This window comes from Mesorhizobium sp. CA12 (assembly GCF_020165255.1).
Lineage (GTDB): Bacteria > Pseudomonadota > Alphaproteobacteria > Rhizobiales > Rhizobiaceae > Mesorhizobium.
Genome location: NZ_JAIUHT010000001.1, coordinates 842757 through 864386, shown reverse-complemented (window position 1 = coordinate 864386; position 21630 = coordinate 842757). Strand labels below are relative to the sequence as shown.

Below are 21630 nucleotides of genomic sequence, written 5' to 3'. Positions count from 1 at the left end.
TCCATCATTGGTGCTATGGCGAGCGTCGTCTGCATAAGCCTATTCAATGCTGTTTGCCCTGTCATAATCAAATCTGTTAGCGCAATATACCGCATTCTCTTTTATTTTCAGATACTTCGACGACAGGGACATAAGTCCCATTTCGAGAGGGACCATTTTCCCAAGTCACATAGTTATTAAAAAATCAATAGTCCAGCTTTAATTTTCCACAAATAAGAGTAAACATTAGCTGCTCATAATATGAGCAGTGGAGGCGTGCAGGCAGTCATGCCTGTTGGGGAGGGGCGGTTAGTATGCCCTCATCATTTATCTTCGGCGCCCGCCGTGGGCGGATTGCCGATGCGCACAGGACGCATCCCCCCAGCAATGTCTGACGGGGCAAGGAGCGGAGGATCAGCGGCGGCTCCTCCGAACCCCCTCTACCCCTCCCGAGAGTCAATTCACCACTCCAGCTTTCTTTAACGATGGCGCGTAGCGCTGGCCTGGCCAGCGGATGTGCGTCCGTGCGGCCGGTTGCCAGCGTTGGGGCTGAAATCGCGCTGCCGCATTGAAACCAGGGAGAATTTCCAATGGCACTCGATATCACAGCTCAAGACATCATCATCGACGAGACCACCGGCCCGCAGGATGACGACATCAACCCGGCCCTTCCGCCGCACAGCACCAACGACACGCTTACCTATCTCTTGGGCCTCGACGGTCCGGGAGGGCTGGCCTCACCCGAGGTCGCCTTCCAGAGCGACTTCGTGATCGCCACGGCAAATGCGGGCGAAACCATCACCTCGGTTATTCTCACGCAGAATGCCTCCGGAACTCCGTTTTCGACCACCGTCGGCGTGAACAGCAGCATCCGGACGGTCGATGGCAATTATGTCTGGCTGTTCCAAGATCAAACTCACCCAAACGTTGTGATCGGCGTCATTGGGACCTCAAACGCGGCCACCATGCCCGCCCCCACCGGCCCACTCGCCTTCTCGTTTGGGCTGGCCAGCACCAGCGCCACCAATGCAGACCTGTACCTGGTTCAGTATGTGCCGTTGTTCCATCCGGATGGAACTAACCCGAACGACCAAATCGATCTGCTCAACAAGGTGTTCGCATCGGTCACGGGAACGACCGTGCTCAATTTCAGCCAGCTCGGCGACGCCCCTCCCGGACACAACAATTGGTACATCCTCGACGCCGACGTCGCGAGCTCACAGAAGATCCTTGTCACCGCTCACGACAATGGGGTGCAGGCTGAAGTCAACGTCAGCACGCAAGGCCTGGGCGTCTCATCCCAGGATGTACGCTTCGGCCGTGAGCTTCAGATCGATCTGATAAATGGCGGCACCCAGAGCGCTGGCAAGAACTTTACCGACACGCCGCTCGCGCCCAACTACACCGACCACATCGAGAACGTCTCCGGCGCAGGTTTCTCGATCTCGCAGTCCACACCCACCAACACCGTGGCCGATATTGAGGTCCACGCCTACAACAATAACGACAACGCGAAAGGCTCCGTGTTGCCGGGTGACGACAACGATACCGAGATCAATATCACCGGAGTGACGTTCAAGCTGAACGGCGTCGCGACGACGGCCGCCGCCCTGGGCATAACAGTTGATCTCAGCGGCACCGGAATGGTCCTGCACAACGTCCGCGAGGGCGTGACCGTCGATTTCACGACCGCGGGCGGCTCGGGCGGAACGTTCGACCGATTCACCATCAAGAATATCGACACGGAGAAGGACTATTTCGACGTCAAGGAAGTGCACTTTGCTGGGAACGTGGCCAACGCCTACAACGAACAAGTCGGCTCTTTCATCAACTTCAACGACGATGGACCAAGCATTTCGACGACCGGCACCGAGCCGACGCTGACCGTTGACGAGACGATTCTTGGCACTAACGACACGAAGAGCTTTGCCGCCAACTTCAGCCCGGTCTACGGGGCAGACGGGGCAGGCACGGTGACCTACGCGCTTAGCTTTACGGCAGGTTCGACCGGACTGGTCGACACCGCGACTGGGCAGCCTGTCGTCCTCTCGCTGAGTGGCGGCGCCATCCAAGGTCGCACAGCCACGAGCAACGACCTCGTGTTCACGGTCTCTGTCGACGCCTCGGGCAACGTCACCCTCGATCAGATCCGCGCGGTGGTCCATCCCACCAGCGACCCGGACGAGAGCAAGACTCTGGCAGCCGACAATTTGATCCAACTCACCGCGACCGTCACCGACAAGGACGGTGACCACGCACCGGCCACCCTCGACATCGGCCAGAACCTCAACTTCAAGGACGACGGGCCGAGCATCTCGACGACCGGCACCGAGCCGACGCTGACTGTCGATGACACGGTTCTTACGACCAACGACACCAAGAGCTTTGCAGCGAACTTCAGCTCGGCCTTCGGGGCAGACGGAGCCGGCACGGTGACCTATGCGCTCGGCTTTACAGCGGGCTCGACCGGACTTACCGACACCTTAACCGGTCAGGCGGTCGTCCTCTCGCTCAATGGTGCCATCATCGAAGGTCGCACCGCCACAAGCAACGACCTTGTGTTCACAGTCTCCGTTAGCGGTACCGGTAGCGTCACCCTGGATCAGCTCCGGGCAGTGGTCCATCCGACCAGCGACCCGGACGAGAGCAAGACGCTGGACGCGGACAACCTGATTCAACTCACCGCGACCATCATCGACAAGGACGGCGATCAACAGGCGGCCACACTCAACATCGGCCAGAACCTCGTCTTCAAGGACGACGGGCCGACGATCACGGTGCCGTTCGACGGGGACCCCGTTACCCCAGGTATCCAGCACGAGACGCTGGCCAACACGCTCAACGCGTCGGCCACCGGGGCCTTCGGCTACGATGTTGGCGCGGATGCCCACCCAGCCGCGTTCTACGACACCACGCACTCGGACTTTGTCGACCAGGACGTCGTGGCTAGCGGCATCCAGCTCAGCCTTGGTGGCAACCTCACAGGTCTTGTCCCCAACACGCAGACGCCGTTCATTAGCTCGTCCGCGACGCTCCAGTCGGAAGACGCCACCCAGGCAACGTTCAACTGGCAAATCTCGTACGACAGCGACCCGGATACGGCTGGCGACCAAACGGCCACGGCGGGCGGCACCCTAGTCTTCAACAAGGCTGCTGACACCTACACCATCACCTTGAACGACGCGGTGGAGGGCTTCACCAAAGACATCCTGCACACCAGTGAGCTTCTATCCAAGGAACCCACGAGCAATGTCGGCCACCCGAACATTGTGGTGGAGAAGCTCTTCGAGGCGGACAGCACTCCCGAAACGACCGACCGGAACTTCTTCGTGCAGTTCACGGCGAACTCGGTCACCAATACCATCAAGTTCGGTCTTAACTCCACCGGCGACAGCGACAACGCGACACCCACCGACACCGCGTGGAACCCTGGCGATCTGGTCACCAACAACCACGAGGACTGGGTGTCTGCCACCCAGAGCACGAACGGGGTCGCTGGCGACACCATCCAGAAAGGCGAATTGCTGACGCTGCGGTTCTTCGACACCAGCCCTGGCATCGGCACCGAGATCGTCACCCCCAGCCAGACGGCGGCCGACATGGCCATCAAGTTCGACGGGATCGGCACCAGTGAGGACCTGATGGTCATCCTTCAGCTCGTCAGCAGCACGGACAGTAGCGTGCATACCACGAAGGCGATCTACATCGAGAACGCCGACATCTACAAAATGGGGCAGGTGCCTACCGCATACGCAGCGGACTTCCCACTCGACAATAACGACGGCCTCATCATCATCGAGAGGAACGACTACAATGGTGTCGGCGAGAATTGGGTGATCCAGGGTGCCCAGATCATGCAGTCCGGCAACGGAATCACCGGCGACGGCACGGCGATCGACCTGAACCGAGCCACTGGCTCAGGTGGCGGCAGCTCTCAAACCACGTTGGTGAACTGGGACCCGACCGACAACGACGTCTTGAAGATCGTGGACCTCGGCTTCACCTCGACGCAGACCACGACACCGGACGCGCACCTCGACTTCGGCGTCCAGATCGCGGACGCGGATGGCGACACGACAGCGGTGCAGCACATTCTGGTCGACATCGCCTGACGCCCGCCTTACGGGGGCAGCCGATGCTGCCCCCGTAACGACACCGGCCCAGACGCCAATTCAACGCCGGGGCCGGGCACTGACAAAAGGCATCGAAGCGGGGGGTCCGTGATGCAGCCAAGACCGCAATTCCAGGAAGTGATGCATCTGGCCCGCCATCAGGTGCCCGCCCTCCTTCTCTTCAGCCTGCTTACCAATCTCCTCCTGCTCGCCAGCACCGTCTACATGCTGCAGATCTACGACAGGGTGCTGTCGAGCGGGTCGATCGACACGCTGCTATGGCTTACCCTTGCCGTCATCGGCGCCATCGCCGTCTATGGCCTGCTGGAACACGCCCGCCGGATGATGCTCGGCCATATCAGCCAGTGGCTGGACGACCAGCTCAGCGTTCCGGTGATCGAACGCGCGATGGAGGCGCGCCTGGCCGGCAGCAACCTCGAAACCGGCCTGAAGGACGTGGGCGATCTGCGCGGCTTCATTGCCGGCGATGGCATACTGACTTTCCTCGACGCGCCCTGGACGCCGGTCTTCCTGGCGTTCATGTGGTTTCTGCATCCGGCATTGGGTGTAGTCGGCCTTGCCGGCGCCGTGCTCCTGTTCTGCGCCGCGCTCGCCAACGATTTCCTCACCCGCCGCAAAGGCCAGGATGCGGCAGCGGGGCTTCGCCGCAGCCAGGCCGCCGTCGGTCAATTTGTCGATGGCGCCGAGACATTGCGCTCGCTCGGCATGTCCGAGCCGGCGCTGCGGCGGTGGGAGCAAAACCAGCAATCGCTGATCGACATCCAGACCCGGATTTTACAGCGCACCACCATCATCGGAAGCCTGTCGCGTTCGCTGCGTCTCGCCCTTCAGGTGGCCGTGCTGGGGCTCGGCGCCTATCTCGTCCTGCGCCGCGAGCTGACGCCGGGCTCGATGATCGCGGCTTCCATCCTGCTCAGCCGCGCGCTGGCGCCGATCGAGCGCTCGATAGGCGCCTGGCGCAGTCTGGTCAGCGCGCGGACCGCGCGCCGCAACCTGATGAAGCTTTTCGCCGAGACCAGATCGATGCAAACAGCCGGCGTCAGCCTGCCCCGCCCGCAAGGCCGGCTGAAGCTCGAAAATCTGCATTATTGTGCGCCAGGGACGTCGCAGGCGTTGCTGAACGCGATAGGCTTCGGCGTCGAACCCGGCCAGACCTGCGGCGTGATTGGCCCGTCCGGCTCGGGCAAGACCACGCTCTGCCGTCTCATTGTCGGCACGCTGCGGCCCTCGCTCGGCCACGTCCGGCTGGATGGCGCGGAGGTCTGGAACTGGCCTGCGGAGGAACTCGGTCAGCATATCGGCTATCTGCCGCAGCAGGTCGAGCTGTTCCCTGGAACGATCGCCGAGAACATCGCCCGCCTGCGTGACGTCGACAGCGAAGCGGTCATAGCCGCGGCTCAACTCGCCGGCATCCACGAAATGATCCTGCGGCTGCCGAGCGGCTATCGCACCGAAGTCGGACCGCATGGGGCCCGGATATCGCGCGGCCAGCGCCAGCGCATCGCGCTGGCCCGGGCGCTATTCGGTGACCCGCCGCTGATCGTCCTCGACGAGCCGAACACCGGCCTCGACGGCGAAGGCGAAGTGGCGCTGTTCAACGTGCTCCGGCAGCTCAAGGAGCGGGGCCGCACGGTAGTCGTCATCAGCCATCAGACCAATCTTCTGCGCACTGCCGACCATATCGCCCTCATCCGCGACGGATCCCTTTCGATGTTCGGCACGCGCGACGAGGTGCTCGGCGCGCTGGCAGGCCAGCCCAGGCGCATCCCGGTGCCGGCGGCCATGCGGGACAAGATCGCCGCCAATGCGCCAGCAAACCTGAAGGCGGGGGAGTGAGCCATGGGCGGTGATCGATTTGGCGACTTCTCGACGATGCTGGACAGGCTGATGGATAGCCTGGGCGCGTTGGCGGACAGGCTGTCCATTTCCGCAGGCGATCTGGTCGCCGCGGCATCGATTTGGTTCCGCGGCCTGAACCAGCCGACGCGCATCACAATGATTGCGGCCGCCGGCGTGCTCGTCCTGCTGCTGGTTTCAGGCTTGGTCCGGCGGCGGTCACCTGCCCTCCGCGCCAGCGGCCGCGACCTGAACCGACGGACGCGGCCCGCGCGCATGCTGGGCTATGTGTCGGCGATCGTCTTCGTGGGCGGCACCGCCGCATGGTCAAGCGTCGCTCTTCTGGCAAGCGCCGTCGTCGCCAACGGCGTTGTCAGCCCCGAGGGCTATCGCAAGACCGTCCAGCATCTGGAGGGCGGCATCATCGGCGCGATCCACGTAAAGGAAGGCGACAAGGTGAGCGCCGGCCAGGTGTTGATCAGCCTGAAGACCATCGACGCCCAGGGTCGCTACGACGAGTTGCAAGGCCATTATATCCGACTGCTGGCGACCGAAGCGCGCCTGGTCGCGGAGCTTGCCGGGCAGGACCGGATCACCTTCCCCAAGGAGCTGACATCGATCGACAGCGAGACGGCGCGAAAGGTGGTCGCCGAGGAACAGGCGCTGCTCGACAGCCGCCTGGCGACCCGTGCGGGGCGCACGCAAATCCTCAGCAAGCGCATCGCGCAAATCCAGGAGCAAAGTACAGGATCGAGGGAGGTAATTGCCGCCGAGGCCGAGCAGCTCAGGCTGATCGACCAGGAGATCGCCTCAGCGCAGGAAATGTACAAACAGGGACTGGAGCGGCTGCCGCGGATACTGGCGCTGCAGCGGTCCCAGGCCGAGATCCGCGCCAATCAGGCGTCGAACCGCGCGCAAGTGGCACACAACGACCAGCAGATCGGCGAGACCGAGTTCCAACTCCTCAACCTGCGCCAACAGGACAGCGAGAGCACCAATGAGGATCTAGCAAAAGTGCGAGGGGACCTGGCTGAACTGCGCAGCCAATTACCTTCGCGCCAGGATGTGCTGGCCAGGACCGACATTGTCGCACCAATCGCCGGAACGGTGATGAACCTGCGCATAACGACCGAATCGGGCGTGATCGCAAGCGGCCAGGCGCTGCTTGATATCGTTCCCAACGAGCCCAATCTGGTCATCGATTCACGCATCAAACCGGCGGATATCGACGTGGTACATCCTGACATGCCGGCTCGCGTGGTGTTGTCGGCCTATCCGAGCCGGCATCTGCCGCAAATCCATGGCCTGCTCACATCGGTGTCGGCCGACCGGCTGACGGACGAAAAGACCGGCGAGCCTTATTTCCTCGCCAAGGTCAAGGTCGACACCGCCGATCTCGCAGAGCTGCATGACGTGCACTTGTCTCCCGGCATGCCGGCGGAGGTCATGATCCTGACGGGAGAGCACACTTTGCTCGACTATATGCTGGCCCCGGTGCAGGCTTCGCTCACACGCTCTTTCAAAGAAAACTGAGCCGACGACAGTGCAGCGACGTCGGCCATAAGCCGACGCCTCATCGTCGCATCTGTCAGGCGCAGCCGCGGGGGCGTGACGGCGCTAGCGCCTCAGGGCGTGGACATTGTCCATCGATGCGCCGCCCAGCGGCAGCGCCATGTCGTCGTCGAGCAGCCGGGTGATGCGGGCAAAGCCGACAAAGGCTTTGCGCGCTTCCTCGGCCGACATCTTGCCCGACAGTGCCGCCGCACAGCAATTCAGGGCGCATTGATAAACCGGGCCGCGTCTTCCCGTTGGCCACTTCCGCAGGAACACCATCGCCTCGGAGACGCTATCGACTTCCTCCACAGGGTATCCCTGCCCACGCGCAATTCGCACTGGGGTAAAGAAATGCAAGCGATCCATAATTATCCTCCCGGTCGACCGCAGCGCAGTCGAACCGCAATAAACGCACGTCCCGCGAATCGGTTCCAAACAAATTTGGTTGCCGATGGAAAAAGTTCGAAACGCGGGCCCTCGCCTGACATGCGCGAAAATCAATTGGCGACTCAGCCAATGCAGGCCTGGAGCCGCCGGATAACGGCGATTCTCATTGAATATCTTTAAGGCGAAAGCCGGCAAATGGGTTGCTTGCCGGTTACCCTGCGTCAGGCTTAACCTCCGCGGTCAACGCGTGAGGGCGCGTTTGCAAAAAGGGGAACACTTGCAATGACCATTCAAGGCGCATCGCCTGACCTCTACAATGAGGATCTGGCTCCCGCAACGGTCAGGAACTGGGGACCGTTTTCGATCTTCAACGTCTGGACCTCCGACGTCCACAGCCTCTGGGGCTACTACCTAGCGGCAAGCCTGTTTCTGTTCTGCGGCGGCTTCGTCAACTTCATCATCGCCATCGGCATCGGCTCGCTAATCATCTATGCGCTGATGAATATGGTCGGCTATGCAGGCGTGAAGACCGGCGTACCCTACCCCGTGCTTGCCCGCGCCTCCTTCGGCATCTGGGGCGCCAACGTCCCGGCGCTGGTGAGGGCGATCGTCGCCTGCTTCTGGTACGGCGCCCAGACGGCCGCGGCGTCGGGCGCGATCGTGGCGCTGCTGACGCGCCTGCAATGGTTCGACGAGTTCAACAAGAGCTCGCACCTTCTGGGACACTCGACGCTGGAGGTGATCTGCTTCGTCATCATCTGGGCGCTGCAGTTGCTGATCATCCAGAAGGGCATGGAAACCGTCCGTCGCTTCCAGGATTGGGCCGGCCCGGCCGTGTGGATCATGATGCTGATCCTGGCCATCTATCTTTGCGTGAAGTCCGGCACTTTCGCCTTCACCAGCGACATCCCGATGGATGTGCTGCTGGACAAGACCAAGGACGCCGGCGTTCCGGGCGAGCCGGGATCCTGGACCGCGCTGTTCGCGGTGGCGGCGATCTGGGTGACCTATTTCTCGGCTCTCTACCTCAACTTCTGCGATTTCGCCCGCTACGCGCCGGACAATGCGGCCCTGCGCAAGGGCAACATCTGGGGCCTGCCGGTCAACCTCATCCTGTTCTCGCTGGTCGCCGGCGTCACCACGATCGCCGCCTACGACGTCTATCATGAGGTGCTGCTGCATCCCGACCAGATCTCGGCCAAGTTCGACAGCTGGTTCCTGGCCGCTCTCGCCGCGCTGACCTTCGCGGTGGCGACGCTGGGCATCAACGTCGTGGCGAATTTTGTCTCGCCGGCGTTCGATTTCTCCAACGTCTTCCCGCGCCAGATCGACTTCAAGAAGGGCGGCTACATCGCGGCGCTGATCGCCCTGGTGCTCTATCCCTTCGCGCCATGGGAAGGCAGTGCGGCTTCCTTCGTCAACGTCATCGGCGCGACGATGGGACCGATCTTCGGCGTGATGATGGTCGACTACTACCTGATCCGCAAAAGCGAAGTCGACGTCGAAGCACTCTATCGCGAAGACGGCGAGTTCCGTTTCCAGAGCGGGTGGCATGTCAACGCCTTCATCGCTGCCGGCATCGGCGCCATCTTCTCCTCGATCCTGCCCAACTTCACCAACTGGCTGCCGTCCTGGTGGGGCGTCTATGGCTGGTTCTTTGGCGTGGCGATCGCCGGCGTCGTCTACTACGTGCTGCGCACCATGGCGCTTGGTGCAGGCGCGAAGGTGGCGAAGGCCTGAAACAAGGCAGTAGGCAGTAGGGCTTAGGCAATAGAGAATGCCACCCTACTGCCTACTGCCTACTGCCTACTGCCTACTGCCTACTGCCTACTGCCTACTGCCTACTGCCTACTGCCTACTGCCTACCATCTCCGCCAAACGGCGCACCGTGTTCCAGTTGCGCGACGTGCCGATGCCAAGGCGTTTGTGATTGGCGGCGGCAAGCAGCCGCGAGTTCGGCCGCTCACGCGAGAAGACAAGCCAGATATCGCCGTCTACCACCTGCACCAACTCGTCGTCGGCTGCATAGGGCTGGAGGGCTTCGACGGTGTGCGCGGGCAGCGGCTCGCGCATCACGCGCACCGCAACCTGATCGGCCGCGTCCGCTGATTCGCCCGGAAACGGATTGGCGGCGGCAAGCTTCAGCCAGTCCTCGGCACCGCGCACGATGATGTCGACATGCCGGCCGAAGCTTTTCTCGAACGCCTTTTCCAGCCGGCGCTCGAGCTTTGAAAGCTCGCCTGTGCGCGCCTCGAACACCAGATTGCCTGTCGCCACCAGCGTGCGGACGTTTTTCAGCCCGAGGCTTTCCGCCATGGCCTTCAGGTCGGACATGACCACCCGCCGCCCCTCGTCCAGGATGATGCTGTAGAGCAGCGCGACATAAGTTTGCATTACGGTCCGCATAGCTGGCACGCAGGCCGGAGCCAAGGCGTGCTGAGATTCAGGTCAGGCCGAGTCGAAAATGGTGGTTTCCGAGAACCGGAGCGGAGCGTACTTTTCGTACGTGAGCACCGGAAGCGCAGGAAGCCGCCATTTCCAGGCCGGCCTCACCTGAATATCAGCACACCTAGACGAGCCGCGACTGATCCACTGCAGCCGAGATAAAGCTGGCGAACAGCGGATGCGGGTCGAGCGGCCGGCTCTTCAGTTCGGGGTGATACTGCACGCCGATGAACCATGGGTGGTCAGGATATTCGACCGTCTCCGGCAGCACGCCGTCGGGCGACATGCCGGCAAACACCAGGCCGCAATCCTCGAGCCGCTGCTTGTAGTCGATGTTGACTTCGTAGCGATGTCGGTGGCGCTCGGAAATTTGCGTGTCGCCGTAGATATCCGCTATCTTCGAGCCCTTGGCGAGCTCGGCCTGATAGGCGCCAAGCCGCATCGTGCCGCCGAGATCGCCTGCGGCCCTGCGCTTCTCAAGCATATTGCCCTTCAGCCACTCGGTCATCAGGCCGACGACGGGCTCGTCGGTCGGGCCGAACTCGGTCGACGACGCATGGTCGACACCCGCCAGCGAGCGGGCCGCCTCGATGCAGGCCATCTGCATGCCGAAGCAGATGCCGAAGTAAGGCACCTTGCGCTCGCGGGCGAACTTTGCCGCCAGGATCTTGCCTTCCGAGCCGCGCTCGCCGAAGCCGCCGGGAACGAGGATGCCGTGCACCTTCTCCAGCCACGGCGCCGGATCTTCCTTCTCGAAGATCTCGCTTTCGATCCAGTCGAGCTTGACCTTGACGCGATTGGCGAGGCCGCCATGCGACAGCGCCTCAATCAGCGATTTATAGGCATCCTTGAGGCCGGTGTATTTGCCGACGATGGCGATCGTCACCTCGCCTTCCGGATTGTGGATGTGGTTGGAAAGCTTCTGCCACGGCTCCATGCGGGGCTTCGGCGCCGGGTCGATACCGAAGGCCGCCAGCACTTCCGAATCGAGGCCCTCCTGGTGATAGGCCAAAGGCACGTCATAGATATGCGGCACGTCCAGCGCCTGGATGACGGCGCTTTCGCGCACGTTGCAGAACAGCGAAAGTTTCCGGCGCTCCTCCTTCGGGATCGGCCGGTCGGCGCGCACCAAAAGGATGTCGGGCGCGATGCCGATGCCGCGCAGTTCCTTGACCGAATGCTGCGTCGGCTTGGTCTTCAGTTCGCCGGCCGTCGGGATGTAGGGCATCAGGGTCAGATGTACATAGACGGCGTTGTTGCGCGGCAGATCGTTGCCGAGCTGTCGGATCGCTTCCAGGAACGGCATCGCCTCGATGTCGCCGACGGTGCCGCCGATTTCGCACAGCACAAAATCGTAGTCGTCATTGCCGTCCAGTACGAAATGCTTGATCTCGTCGGTGACGTGCGGGATCACCTGCACAGTCGCGCCGAGATAGTCGCCGCGCCGCTCGCGCTCGATGATGTTCTTGTAGATGCGGCCGGTGGTGATGTTGTCCTGCTGGTTCGCCGAGCGCCCGGTGAATCGCTCGTAATGGCCGAGATCGAGGTCGGTCTCGGCGCCGTCATCGGTCACGAACACTTCGCCGTGCTGATACGGCGACATCGTCCCGGGATCGACATTGAGATAAGGATCGAGCTTTTTGATCCGCGCGCGATAGCCTCGCGCTTGCAGAAGAGCCCCAAGAGCTGCTGCGGCGATGCCTTTTCCGAGTGAGGAAACCACGCCGCCTGTGATGAATACATATCGCGCCATGGGAGTCATCGCTTAACGCGGCCTGATTGATTCCGCCAGAGAAAAAACCGCCGCGAAGGCTTTTTCCCAAAATGGCGACGGGGCCCGCACGGGCTTGGATTCAGTCAAAACAAAAGGGCCGGCGATGCCGGCCCTTTCGGCAGTTTGACGGAAAGCCTTAGATAATAACAACCTTCGTGCCGATCTTGACGCGGCTGTAGAGGTCCATGACGTGCTCGTTGATCATGCGGAAGCAGCCATTGGAGGCGCTGGTTCCGATCGACTGCGGCGCGATTGTGCCGTGGATGCGCAGATGCGTGTCCTTCTTGCCGTCATAGAGATAGATGGCGCGCGCGCCGAGCGGGTTCTCGCCGCCGCCGGGCATGCCGTCCTTGTATTGGCCGTAATGCTTCGGCTCGCGCTTCTGCATGTCGAGCGTCGGTATCCAGCGCGGCCATTCCTGCTTGTCGCCGACGGCTACCGTGCCCTTGAACTGCAGGCCTTCGCGGCCGACCGCGATGGCATAGCGGCGTGCCGTGGAAAACGACTCGACGAGGTAGAGGCGGCGCGCGCTGGTGTCGATGACGATGGTGCCCGGCTCATAACCGGTGAACGCGACGTCCTGCGGCACGAATTCCGGCTTCACCTTGAACGGCCGCTTGGCGGCCTTCTTGGCCAGCGCCGAATCAAGCGCACGGGTCTCGGGCAGGTAACTGATCGAGCTCACCGACGAGCCGCCGAAGAGGCCGGCAAACAGCCCGCCGCTGCTCGTCTGCTTCTGGCCGGGCTGCTCACTGCGCAACTCGCCATTGTTGCCGGTAGCGGTGATGTTCATGACCTCAGCCGGGATAGGCTCCTCGGCTTTGACCGGCATGATCTGCGCCACCGGGTCCAGCGGCGCGATGATCTTGGTGGTCTTCTTGGCCGGCTTGGCGTCGGCGACCTCAGCCGTCGCGGCAGTGCCCTTCTTGGCGAGCCATTCCTGGCGCGCCGCGTCAGCCTTGGCCTTGGCGGCCTCGCGCATGGCCATCTTGCGAGCTTCGAGCGCCTTATCGTTTGCCGCTTGCTTGTCGGTAGCGATCTTGGCCTCGAGCTTGCCGATCTGCGCGAGATCGTCCGAGGTCGGATTTTTCTTCTTCTTGAGAAGCCTCAGCTGCGATGCGTCGCTCTTGGCGGCGGCAACGGGAATGGCATCGGTTTTCTCTACCGACGGGGAGGAGACCATAGTTGCCGGTCCGGCAAGGGCCGCGGAACCCATGCCGAGGACGGCACAGACTCCCAAAATGATGAAGCTGCGAAGCTGCATGGCGAAGATCCGATCGTTCAATGCGTGTTGCCCACGGCGTCGCCCGGCGTCCCCCAAGGACGCCAAAAGTGCCGCGCGCAATCTATAATCGATTAGCTGTCATCGCCTCAAGCTGAGGCAGGCGCCACGCCCGGTTGAATCTTCGTGATCGGGCGCGCATTTGCCGCGACTGTGTTCAAAGAACAACAGATCGCGGCAGTGCTTGTCCGGCTACTGGTTCGGAACCTGAGGGGTGACCGGCAAGGTGACGCCGTTGGTCGCCGGCGCGGTGCTCGGATTCGCGGGCGCCGGAGCAGGCGTTGTGGCCGGAGCCGGCGCTGTGGCGCCGTTGGCAAGCGGCGTGGTGCTCGTCGCACCGCCAGCCGGAGCCGCGGGAGCAGAGCCGCCGGTCGGGGCTGCGGGCTGCGAGCTGCCCACCGGTCCGTTCGATCCCGGCAGCTGGTTGAGCACGCCGTTGCCCTGGCTGGACGTTGCCGGGCGGTCGAGGATGTCGATCGGCTTTTCGCCGTAGCGGGCAAGGATCGACAGCGCCAGCGACGTCACGAAGAAGGCTGCCGCCAGGATCGCGGTGGCGCGCGTCAACGCGTTGGCGGCGCCACGAGCGGTCATGAAACCGGAACCGCCGCCGATGCCCAGGCCGCCGCCTTCGGAGCGCTGCAGCAGCACCACGCCGACGAGGGCGAGCACGACCATGAGGTGGACGACGATCAGTACGGTTTCCATAATTTATCCTGGCGAGGCCTTGCGCGAGCGCGCATACGACCGATGATTTGGAGGCGGCTCCTTACAATGCTTTGGCGGCATTTCCAAGCCCGTGGCCGGGAATATGGGAACCAATGCGGCCATTACAACGATTTAGCCCACGCGAGCCCGGGAGACGGCTAGGGTGTGTTGAGATTCAGGTCAGGCCGAGCCGAGAACGGTGGTTTCCGAGAACCGGAGCGGAGCGTACTAAAGTACGTGAGCACCGGAAGCGCAGGAAACCATCGTTCGCAGGCCGGCATCACCTGAATCTCAACGCAGGCTAAGCCATGTTCATATAAGCTTCCGCTATGGCCAGGAAGTCGGCTGCCTTCAGGCTGGCGCCGCCGACCAGCGCGCCGTCGACATTGTCAACGCCGAGCAGTTCCACCGCGTTGGAAGGCTTGACCGAGCCGCCGTAAAGAATGCGCGTCCTGGCCGCGGCATCGCCGAGCAGCGCGGTCAGCTTGCCCCGGATATGCGCATGCGCGTCGGCGACATCGGCGGCGGTCGGCGTCAGGCCGGTGCCGATCGCCCAGACCGGCTCGTAGGCGATGATGGTGTTGGCGGCGGTGGCGCTCGCCGGCACGGAACCGTCAAGCTGGCGCGACAGGACATCAAGCGTGGCGCCCGCCTCCCGCTCGGCGCGCGTCTCGCCGATGCAGATGATGGCCACCAGCCCTGCCCGCCAGGCCGCCGACGCCTTGGCATGGACTATTGCATCGTCGTCGCCGAACAGCTCGCGGCGCTCGGAATGACCGACGATGACGTGGCTTGCGCCAGCATCCTTGAGCATCTCGGCCGAAATCTCGCCCGTGAAGGCGCCGCTCTCCTTGGGATGGCAATCCTCTCCGCCGGCACGCACCGGCGTGCGCGACAGGATCTCGGCGGCGCGCTGCAGCAAGGTCGCCGGCACGCACACGACCGCTTCGGTCTCCGCGTCGAGCCCGCTCATGAACCCGTTGCCTATCGACCGCAGCTCGTTGAGCGAGGCGCTGGTGCCGTTCATTTTCCAGTTGCCGGCGACAAGCGGGCGGATTCCAGGGGTCATGGGGCGCGTTCTCCGAGCGACATTAAGCAGCGCCCTCACTACCAAAATCAGGTCACAAAGCAATCGACAGTGGACCGGAAGGGCGCTATTGCGCTTGTTTCAGACTCGGCGCACGCGAAAATGCGCAAAAATCGGAAGTATGCATGCTTGGTATATTGAGAAGCGCGGCAGGCACCTGGGTCGCGAAGGCGTTGCTGTCCTTGCTGGTGGTGAGTTTCCTCGCCTGGGGCGCGACCACGCGCATGGTGGGTGGCGTGCTGGGCGGCCATCACGCGGTGATCACGGCCGGCGGCACGGAGGTCTCGATCAACGAGTACCGCCTCGCTTACGACCGCCAGCTCAGCCTTCTGTCGCAGCAATATGGCCAGCGCGTCACCCACGAACAGGCCAAGCTGCTCGGTGTCGACAATCAGGTGCTGGCGCAACTCGTTTCGGGCGCAGTGCTCGACGAACAGGCGCGCAAGCTGGGGCTCGGCCTCTCCAAGGATCGGCTGGCCGAACTGACGCGCGAGGATCCGGCCTTCAAAGGCCCCGGCGGCCAGTTCGATCGCCGCACCTTCGAGTATCTGCTCCGCCAGCTCGGCATGCGGCCCGAGGACTATCTCAGAAACCGCTCGCAGGTGGCCGTGCGCCAGCAGATCGTCGAGGCAATCTCCGACGGCCTCAAGGTTCCGCAGACTTTCCTGAAGGCGGTTTCTCTCTATCGCGGCGAGGATCGCACGATCGACTATGTCGTGCTGCCCAAGACGCTGGTGCAGCCGATCGAGGCGCCGTCCGACAGCGCCCTCAAAACCTATTTCGACGCCAACAAGAAGAACTATGCCGCGCCGGAATACCGCAAGTTCTCCTATGTCCGGCTGGAGCCGCAGGACATCATGGATCCGTCCGCGGTGACAGACCAGCAGATCAGCGAGGACTACAACAAGAACATCGCGCGCTACACGACGCCCGAGATGCGCACCATCGAGCAGCTGGTGTTCAAGACTCCGGATGCGGCCAAGGCCGCGTTGGATTCGCTGAAGGCTGGCGCTACCTTCGACAAGCTCGTCACCGCCGAAGGCAAGACGCAGGCCGACACGCTGCTCGGCACGCTGGCCAAGGACAAGATCGCCGACAAGGCGGTGGCCGATGCCGCCTTCTCGCTCAATGCCAACGAGGTGAGCCAGGTCGTCCAGGGCGCCTTCGGTCCCGTGCTCTTGCGCGTCACCGAGATCAAGCCGCAGGTGGTGAAGCCGCTTTCGGAAGTGTCCGGCCAGATCCGCAAGGACCTGGCGCTTGGCGAGGCAAGCCGCATCCTGCTCGATGTGCATGACAGCTACGAGGACACCCGCGCCTCGGGCGCCTCGCTGGCCCAGGCCGCCGAGAAGTTGAAGCTCAAGGTCGTCACCATCGACGCCATCGACCGTACCGGCCAGCGGCCGGACGGCACGATCGTCAACGACCTGCCGGAATCGGCCGAGCTGATCAAGTCGGTGTTCGCGGCGGAGCCCAATACCGAGAACGAGGGCCTGACGACTGCCGGCAACGGTTTCGTCTTCTACGAAGTGCAGTCGGTCACGCCGGCGCGCGACCGCACGCTGGATGAGGTCCGCAAGAAGGTCGTCGCCGACTGGACGGAGGCCGAGACCAACAAGCGGCTCGACGCCAAGGCTCAGGAGCTGGAGAAGCGCCTCAAGGCAGGCACCGCGCTCGACGTCATCGCCGGCGAGCTCAAGCTTGACAAGCAGACCAAGCGCGGCCTGAAGCGCGAAGCCGACGATGCCGATTTCGGCAAGGAAGGCGCCGCGGCGATGTTCGGCGTCGGCGAAGGCGGCACCGGTTTGATCCCCTCGCCCACCGGCGACGGCCAGATCCTGTTCAAGGTCGCCGAGGTCTTCGAGCCGGCAGGCGCCGATGGCAGCGCAGTGCCGGAAGACGCGCAGAAGTCCTTCGGCGCCGGCATGTCCGACGATCTGCTCGACCAGCTGGTGGCGCAGTTGCAGTCGCAATATGACGTTCGCATCGATCCGAACGCGGTTTCGCAAGCACAGACACGATGAGCGCTCTCAAGACACACATAGCCAAGGTCGCATCGGGCACCGCGCTTTCCTTCGAGGAAGCGCGCGAGGCGTTCGACATCATCATGTCGGGCGACGCGACGCCAGGCCAGATCGGCGGCTTCCTGATGGCGCTGCGCGTGCGCGGCGAGACGGTGGGCGAGATTTCCGGCGCGGTCGCCACGATGCGCGCCAAGATGCTGCGCGTCGAGGCGCCGCAAGGCGCCATCGACATCGTCGGTACCGGCGGCGACAATTCGCATTCGGTCAACATCTCGACCGCTTCGGCCTTCGTCATTGCCGCGGCCGGCGTGCCGGTCGCCAAGCATGGCAATCGCGGCCTGTCCTCGCTGACCGGCTCCGCCGATGTGCTGACGGCGCTGGGCGTTAGAATAGATATCCCGCCGGAGACGATCGGACGCTGCATCCATGAGGCCGGCGTCGGCTTCATGTTCGCGCCGGCGCATCATCCGGCGATGAAGCATGTCGGGCCGACCCGCGTCGAGCTCGGCACGCGCACCATCTTCAACCTGCTCGGACCGCTGTCGAACCCTGCCGGCGTCAGCCGCCAGATGGTCGGCGTCTTCCTGCCGGAGTGGATCATGCCCGTGGCCGAGACGCTCAAGGCGCTGGGCGCCGATCACGCCTGGGTCGTCCATGGCGACGGCTATGACGAGATCACCACGACGGGCGAGACCCAGGTGGCTGAGCTTGCCGGCGGCGAAATCCGCAGCTTCACCCTGACGCCGGAAGCCGTCGGCTTGAAGCGACACACAAAGGAAGAGCTGCGCGGCGGCGACGCGGCCTACAACGCCAAGGAATTGCGCGATATGCTTGGCGGAGCCGCCGGCGCCTATCGCGATACGGTGCTGATGAATGCCGGCGCCGGGCTGGTTGTGGCCGGCAAGGTGACGACGCTGGCCGACGGCATCGCGGCGGCGGCGCAAGCGATCGACAGCGGCCGCGCGCTTGCGGTGCTCGACAAGCTCATCGAGATTTCGAACGGATAGACCCCTTGTCCGATATCCTGCGCAAGATCGAAGCCTACAAGCGTGAAGAGATCGCCGCGGCGAAGCTCGCCGTGTCGTTCGCCGAGATCAAGACGAAGGCCGGGGACGCCGAGCCGCCGCGCGGCTTCCTTGCCGCGCTGGAAGCCAAGCGCCGAGACGGCGGTTTCGCGCTGATCGCCGAGATCAAGAAGGCCAGCCCTTCCAGGGGCCTGATCCGCGCCGATTTCGATCCGCCGTCATTGGCACAGGCCTACCAGCAAGGTGGCGCCGCCTGCCTTTCGGTGCTTACGGACGCCCCGTCTTTCCAGGGCGCTCCCGAATTCCTGACAGCCGCTCGGGCAGCGGTGCGCCTGCCGGCTCTGCGCAAGGATTTCCTGTTCGATCCCTACCAGGTCTACGAAGCACGCGCCTGGGGCGCCGACGCGATCCTGATCATCATGGCGAGCGTCGACGACGCGCTTGCCCGGGACCTTGAAGCGACCGCCTTCGAGCTCGGCATGGACGCTCTGGTCGAGGTGCACGACGAAAACGAAATGCAACGCGCGCTTCGCCTTTCGTCGCGGCTGATCGGCATCAACAACCGCGATCTCAGAACCTTTGAAACCAGCCTCGACGTCTCGGAGCGGCTGGCGGCCATGGTGCCGGCGGATCGGCTGCTGGTCAGTGAAAGCGGCATCTTCACGCATCAGGATTGCCGCCGGCTGGAGAAGAGCAAGATCGGCACCTTCCTGGTCGGCGAGAGCCTGATGCGGCAGGCCGACGTGGCCGCCGCCACGCAACTGCTGCTCACCGGCAAGGCGCGTGCCGAGGCCGTTTGAGGATGGTCTCCCTTACTCATCTTGGCGCTAAAGGCGAAGCCAATATGGTCGACGTCGGCGACAAGGCCGAGACGACGCGCACGGCAGTCGCTGAAGGGTTTGTCTCCATGCAGCCGGAAACGCTGGAGATGATCCTGGCCGGCGACGCCAAGAAAGGCGACGTATTGGGGACTGCCCGTATCGCCGGCATCATGGCCGCAAAGAAGACGCACGAACTGATCCCGCTCTGCCATCCGCTGCTTCTGACCAAAGTTGCCGTCGAGATCGAGCCGGACCATTCCTTGCCAGGTCTCAAGGTCACCGCGCTCGCCCGCGTCACCGGCAAGACGGGCGTGGAGATGGAGGCGCTGACCGCCGCTTCAGTCGCCTGCCTCACCATCTACGACATGGCCAAGGCAGCGGACCGCGGGATGGTGATTTCCGGCGTCCGGCTGGTCGAGAAGACCGGCGGCAAATCAGGCGACTACAAGGCAGGTTCATAATGGCCTTGCTCCCGGTCACCGAGGCGCTCGAACGCCTGCTCGACGGCGTGACGGCTCTGCCGGGCGAGCGCGTTCCGCTGGCTGACGCGGCGGGTCGCGTGCTGGCCGAGCCGGTGGTCGCGCTGCGCACGCAGCCACCTTTCGATGCCTCCGCGATGGACGGCTATGCCGCACGCTTCTCCGATGTCGCCTCGGCGCCGGCGCTACTCGAGGTCATCGGCGTGGCGCCTGCCGGGCGCGGTTTCTCCGGAACCGTCGGGGAAGGCCAGGCCGTGCGCATCTTCACCGGAGCGCCGTTGCCGGAGGGCGCCGACACGGTCGTCATCCAGGAAAACGTCCGCGATCTCGGCAATGGCAGGATCGAAGTGACGGAGCCGACCACGGAAGGACGCAATGTGCGTCGCCGCGGGCTCGACTTCGGCCAGGGCGACGTGCTGCTCGAAAAGGGCCGCGTGCTCGATGCAGCGGCCCTTTCGCTGGCGGCCTCGGCCAACCACCCAGCCCTGAACGTCGTGCGCCGGCCGCTGGTCGCGATCATCGCCACCGGCGACGAATTGCTGCCCCCGGGCAGCGCGCTCGGCCCCGACCAGATCATTTCGTCGAATGCCTACGGCGTTGGAGCCGCCGCCCAGTCGGTCGGCGCGCTCGCGCTCGATCTCGGCATCGCCGCCGACCGCCAGGAGGCGATTGCCGCGCTGGTCCGGAAAGCGGTCGAGGCGGACGCCGATGTCATCGTCACGCTCGGCGGCGCCTCGGTCGGCGACCACGACCTCGTCCATAGCGTGCTGACCGGCGAAGGCATGCAGCTCGATTTCTGGAAAATCGCCATGCGCCCCGGCAAACCACTGATGTTTGGCCGGCTTGGCCATATCCGCTGCATCGGCCTGCCCGGCAATCCGGTGGCAAGCATTGTCTGCTCGCAACTCTTCCTGAAACCGCTGCTTGCCCGGCTCGGTGGCCGCGATCACCATCAGGATATGCGAACGGCCCGGCTTGGCACCGCGATGCGGGCCAACGACCTTAGGCAGGACTATGTGCGCGCCGTCGTGCGCGAGGACGCCGGCACCTTGGTCGCGATACCTTTCGGAATCCAGGACTCCTCGATGCTGCGGATGCTCGCCGACGCCAACGGCCTGATCGTGCGCGAGCCCTTTGCGCCGGCGGCGGAAGCCGGCGCTGAATGCAGCGTGCTCATGCTGCGCTAGGCGTCGACGAAGTCGATCCTGATACGTCGACGAAGTCGATCGTAACCCTTATTCGTCCACCAGCGTACGGGTCAGGGGATGATCCGGGTCGGCGAGGCCATCGACAATGTTGAAATGATGTCGGTCCGGCTCGACCACTGAACGGGTGGAGGCGCCGAGCCCGGTCCAGATGTTGGCGAGCAACGCGCTCTGGCGCAGGAATTCCGCACGCTCGCCGCCGCCGGCCCAGCAGGTGATGCAGGCTCCCTGTCGAGGCCGCAACAATGCCGGGCTTTCGCTCCGCGCTTCCGGCTCGTCGATGTTCAGGGTCTCGTTCAGCGCTGTGAACATCAGCGGCCGAAGGTCGTGCAGGCCTGAAATCGAAACGACCTGGCGTATGCGCCGCGCCACATCGGATGATAGCGGTGAGGCCGTGGTCACCATCCGGCTGGCGAGATGCCCGCCGGCCGAGTGCCCGGTCAGCATCAGCGGACCATCGACCATGGCCGCCGCCTTCTCGATCGCTGCAGCGACCTCGCCGACTATGCCGCTGATCCTGGTCTGCGGGCACAGCGTGTAGGAGGGCATGGCGACGGCAAAGCCGCGGCCGAGCGCGCCTCCAGCCAGATGTGACCAGGAGCTCTTGTCCGACTCCATCCAGTAGCCGCCGTGGATGAACACGACGAGCCCCCTTGGCGCCGCAGACGGGAGAAACAGGTCGAAGCGCTTGCGCGGCGCTTCGCCGTAGACAACATCGAGCCGCGCCCTGCCCTCTGACAGCAGCCTTTCGCGAAACGCCCGCGCCGGCCGATCCCACGCAGCCGGCCAGCGGTCGCCGCCCGCGATATTGGCGCCATTTGCATAGGCGTCATCCCAGTCGACAATACGATGTCCCAGCAACGGTGTCTCCGCGATCAGGTCATTTGTTCGGCATCG

The 21630-nt window shown here is 63.6% G+C and carries 16 protein-coding genes; 9 read left to right on the top strand and 7 right to left on the bottom strand.

Annotation, left to right across the window (positions count from 1 at the left end):
- Positions 1-569 precede the first annotated feature (569 nt).
- The 3 genes from LB520_RS04120 to LB520_RS04110 all read left to right on the top strand — a co-directional run bounded on the left by LB520_RS04120 (position 570) and on the right by LB520_RS04110 (position 7481).
- On the top strand, positions 570-4091 hold the full coding sequence (locus tag LB520_RS04120; protein WP_224636520.1) for a DUF5801 repeats-in-toxin domain-containing protein: 3522 nt from the start codon (positions 570-572) through the stop codon (positions 4089-4091).
- Positions 4092-4202: 111 nt separating this feature from the next.
- Positions 4203-5948, top strand: coding sequence for a type I secretion system permease/ATPase (locus tag LB520_RS04115; RefSeq protein ID WP_224636519.1), 1746 nt, complete (start codon positions 4203-4205; stop codon positions 5946-5948).
- Positions 5949-5951: 3 nt separating this feature from the next.
- Positions 5952-7481: an HlyD family type I secretion periplasmic adaptor subunit gene (locus LB520_RS04110; protein WP_224636518.1), complete on the top strand. Its 1530-nt coding sequence runs from the start codon at positions 5952-5954 to the stop codon at positions 7479-7481.
- Positions 7482-7565: 84 nt separating this feature from the next.
- On the opposite strand, the gene LB520_RS04105 is transcribed toward LB520_RS04110, so the two are convergent.
- Positions 7566-7868 carry a DUF982 domain-containing protein gene (locus tag LB520_RS04105; RefSeq protein ID WP_095765383.1) on the bottom strand — a complete coding sequence of 101 codons (303 nt, stop codon included), beginning with the start codon at positions 7866-7868 and terminating at the stop codon, positions 7566-7568.
- A gap of 303 nt (positions 7869-8171) precedes the next feature.
- Between LB520_RS04105 and LB520_RS04100 the strand changes: the two genes are divergently transcribed.
- A complete protein-coding gene (locus tag LB520_RS04100) occupies positions 8172-9629 on the top strand; it encodes an NCS1 family nucleobase:cation symporter-1 (RefSeq protein WP_224629268.1) in 1458 nt (485 codons plus the stop codon).
- Between the two features lie 108 nt (positions 9630-9737).
- Here LB520_RS04100 and LB520_RS04095 read toward each other — a convergent pair whose 3' ends face one another.
- The 5 genes from LB520_RS04095 to tpiA all read right to left on the bottom strand — a co-directional run bounded on the left by LB520_RS04095 (position 9738) and on the right by tpiA (position 15164).
- Positions 9738-10283 (bottom strand): DUF1697 domain-containing protein, encoded by a 546-nt coding sequence (locus LB520_RS04095; RefSeq protein WP_224636517.1) that lies wholly within the window; start codon positions 10281-10283, stop codon positions 9738-9740.
- Between the two features lie 175 nt (positions 10284-10458).
- Positions 10459-12096, bottom strand: coding sequence for a CTP synthase (locus LB520_RS04090; protein ID WP_140542386.1), 1638 nt, complete (start codon positions 12094-12096; stop codon positions 10459-10461).
- Positions 12097-12244: 148 nt separating this feature from the next.
- Positions 12245-13372: a L,D-transpeptidase gene (locus LB520_RS04085; RefSeq protein WP_224636516.1), complete on the bottom strand. Its 1128-nt coding sequence runs from the start codon at positions 13370-13372 to the stop codon at positions 12245-12247.
- Between the two features lie 210 nt (positions 13373-13582).
- A complete protein-coding gene (secG, locus tag LB520_RS04080) occupies positions 13583-14095 on the bottom strand; it encodes a preprotein translocase subunit SecG (RefSeq protein WP_224528672.1) in 513 nt (170 codons plus the stop codon).
- 301 nt (positions 14096-14396) lie between these two features.
- Positions 14397-15164 carry a triose-phosphate isomerase gene (tpiA, locus tag LB520_RS04075; RefSeq protein WP_224636515.1) on the bottom strand — a complete coding sequence of 256 codons (768 nt, stop codon included), beginning with the start codon at positions 15162-15164 and terminating at the stop codon, positions 14397-14399.
- A 143-nt stretch (positions 15165-15307) separates the two neighbouring features.
- Between tpiA and LB520_RS04070 the strand changes: the two genes are divergently transcribed.
- Genes LB520_RS04070 through glp form a run of 5 tightly spaced genes read left to right on the top strand, consistent with a single transcriptional unit; the run spans position 15308 to position 20715 of the window.
- Positions 15308-17203: a peptidylprolyl isomerase gene (locus tag LB520_RS04070; protein WP_224636514.1), complete on the top strand. Its 1896-nt coding sequence runs from the start codon at positions 15308-15310 to the stop codon at positions 17201-17203.
- A complete protein-coding gene (gene trpD, locus LB520_RS04065; RefSeq protein WP_095765376.1) occupies positions 17200-18210 on the top strand; it encodes an anthranilate phosphoribosyltransferase in 1011 nt (336 codons plus the stop codon). Before LB520_RS04070 ends, trpD begins: the two co-directional genes overlap by 4 nt.
- 5 nt (positions 18211-18215) lie before the next feature.
- Complete coding sequence (trpC, locus tag LB520_RS04060; protein WP_224528685.1) at positions 18216-19028, top strand: indole-3-glycerol phosphate synthase TrpC; 813 nt, start codon at positions 18216-18218, stop codon at positions 19026-19028.
- A 2-nt stretch (positions 19029-19030) separates the two neighbouring features.
- Complete coding sequence (moaC, locus tag LB520_RS04055; RefSeq protein WP_224636513.1) at positions 19031-19510, top strand: cyclic pyranopterin monophosphate synthase MoaC; 480 nt, start codon at positions 19031-19033, stop codon at positions 19508-19510.
- Positions 19510-20715 (top strand): gephyrin-like molybdotransferase Glp, encoded by a 1206-nt coding sequence (gene glp, locus LB520_RS04050; RefSeq protein WP_224636512.1) that lies wholly within the window; start codon positions 19510-19512, stop codon positions 20713-20715. Before moaC ends, glp begins: the two co-directional genes overlap by 1 nt.
- Before the next feature lie 48 nt (positions 20716-20763).
- Here glp and LB520_RS04045 read toward each other — a convergent pair whose 3' ends face one another.
- Positions 20764-21594, bottom strand: coding sequence for an alpha/beta hydrolase (locus LB520_RS04045; RefSeq protein ID WP_224636511.1), 831 nt, complete (start codon positions 21592-21594; stop codon positions 20764-20766).
- Between the last annotated feature and the right edge of the window lie 36 nt (positions 21595-21630).

Excerpts from the sequence above, each read along its gene's own strand:
- secG (WP_224528672.1), bottom strand. The coding sequence starts at position 14,095 with ATGGAAACCGTACTGATCGTCGTCCACCTCATGGTCGTGCTCGCCCTC.
- LB520_RS04070 (WP_224636514.1), top strand. The coding sequence starts at position 15,308 with ATGCTTGGTATATTGAGAAGCGCGGCAGGCACCTGGGTCGCGAAGGCG.
- glp (WP_224636512.1), top strand. The coding sequence starts at position 19,510 with ATGGCCTTGCTCCCGGTCACCGAGGCGCTCGAACGCCTGCTCGACGGC.
- moaC (WP_224636513.1), top strand. The coding sequence starts at position 19,031 with ATGGTCTCCCTTACTCATCTTGGCGCTAAAGGCGAAGCCAATATGGTC.
- LB520_RS04105 (WP_095765383.1), bottom strand. The coding sequence starts at position 7,868 with ATGGATCGCTTGCATTTCTTTACCCCAGTGCGAATTGCGCGTGGGCAG.
- LB520_RS04100 (WP_224629268.1), top strand. The coding sequence starts at position 8,172 with ATGACCATTCAAGGCGCATCGCCTGACCTCTACAATGAGGATCTGGCT.
- LB520_RS04115 (WP_224636519.1), top strand. The coding sequence starts at position 4,203 with ATGCAGCCAAGACCGCAATTCCAGGAAGTGATGCATCTGGCCCGCCAT.
- LB520_RS04120 (WP_224636520.1), top strand. The coding sequence starts at position 570 with ATGGCACTCGATATCACAGCTCAAGACATCATCATCGACGAGACCACC.
- LB520_RS04110 (WP_224636518.1), top strand. The coding sequence starts at position 5,952 with ATGGGCGGTGATCGATTTGGCGACTTCTCGACGATGCTGGACAGGCTG.
- LB520_RS04085 (WP_224636516.1), bottom strand. The coding sequence starts at position 13,372 with ATGCAGCTTCGCAGCTTCATCATTTTGGGAGTCTGTGCCGTCCTCGGC.
- tpiA (WP_224636515.1), bottom strand. The coding sequence starts at position 15,164 with ATGACCCCTGGAATCCGCCCGCTTGTCGCCGGCAACTGGAAAATGAAC.
- LB520_RS04090 (WP_140542386.1), bottom strand. The coding sequence starts at position 12,096 with ATGACTCCCATGGCGCGATATGTATTCATCACAGGCGGCGTGGTTTCC.
- trpD (WP_095765376.1), top strand. The coding sequence starts at position 17,200 with ATGAGCGCTCTCAAGACACACATAGCCAAGGTCGCATCGGGCACCGCG.
- LB520_RS04095 (WP_224636517.1), bottom strand. The coding sequence starts at position 10,283 with ATGCAAACTTATGTCGCGCTGCTCTACAGCATCATCCTGGACGAGGGG.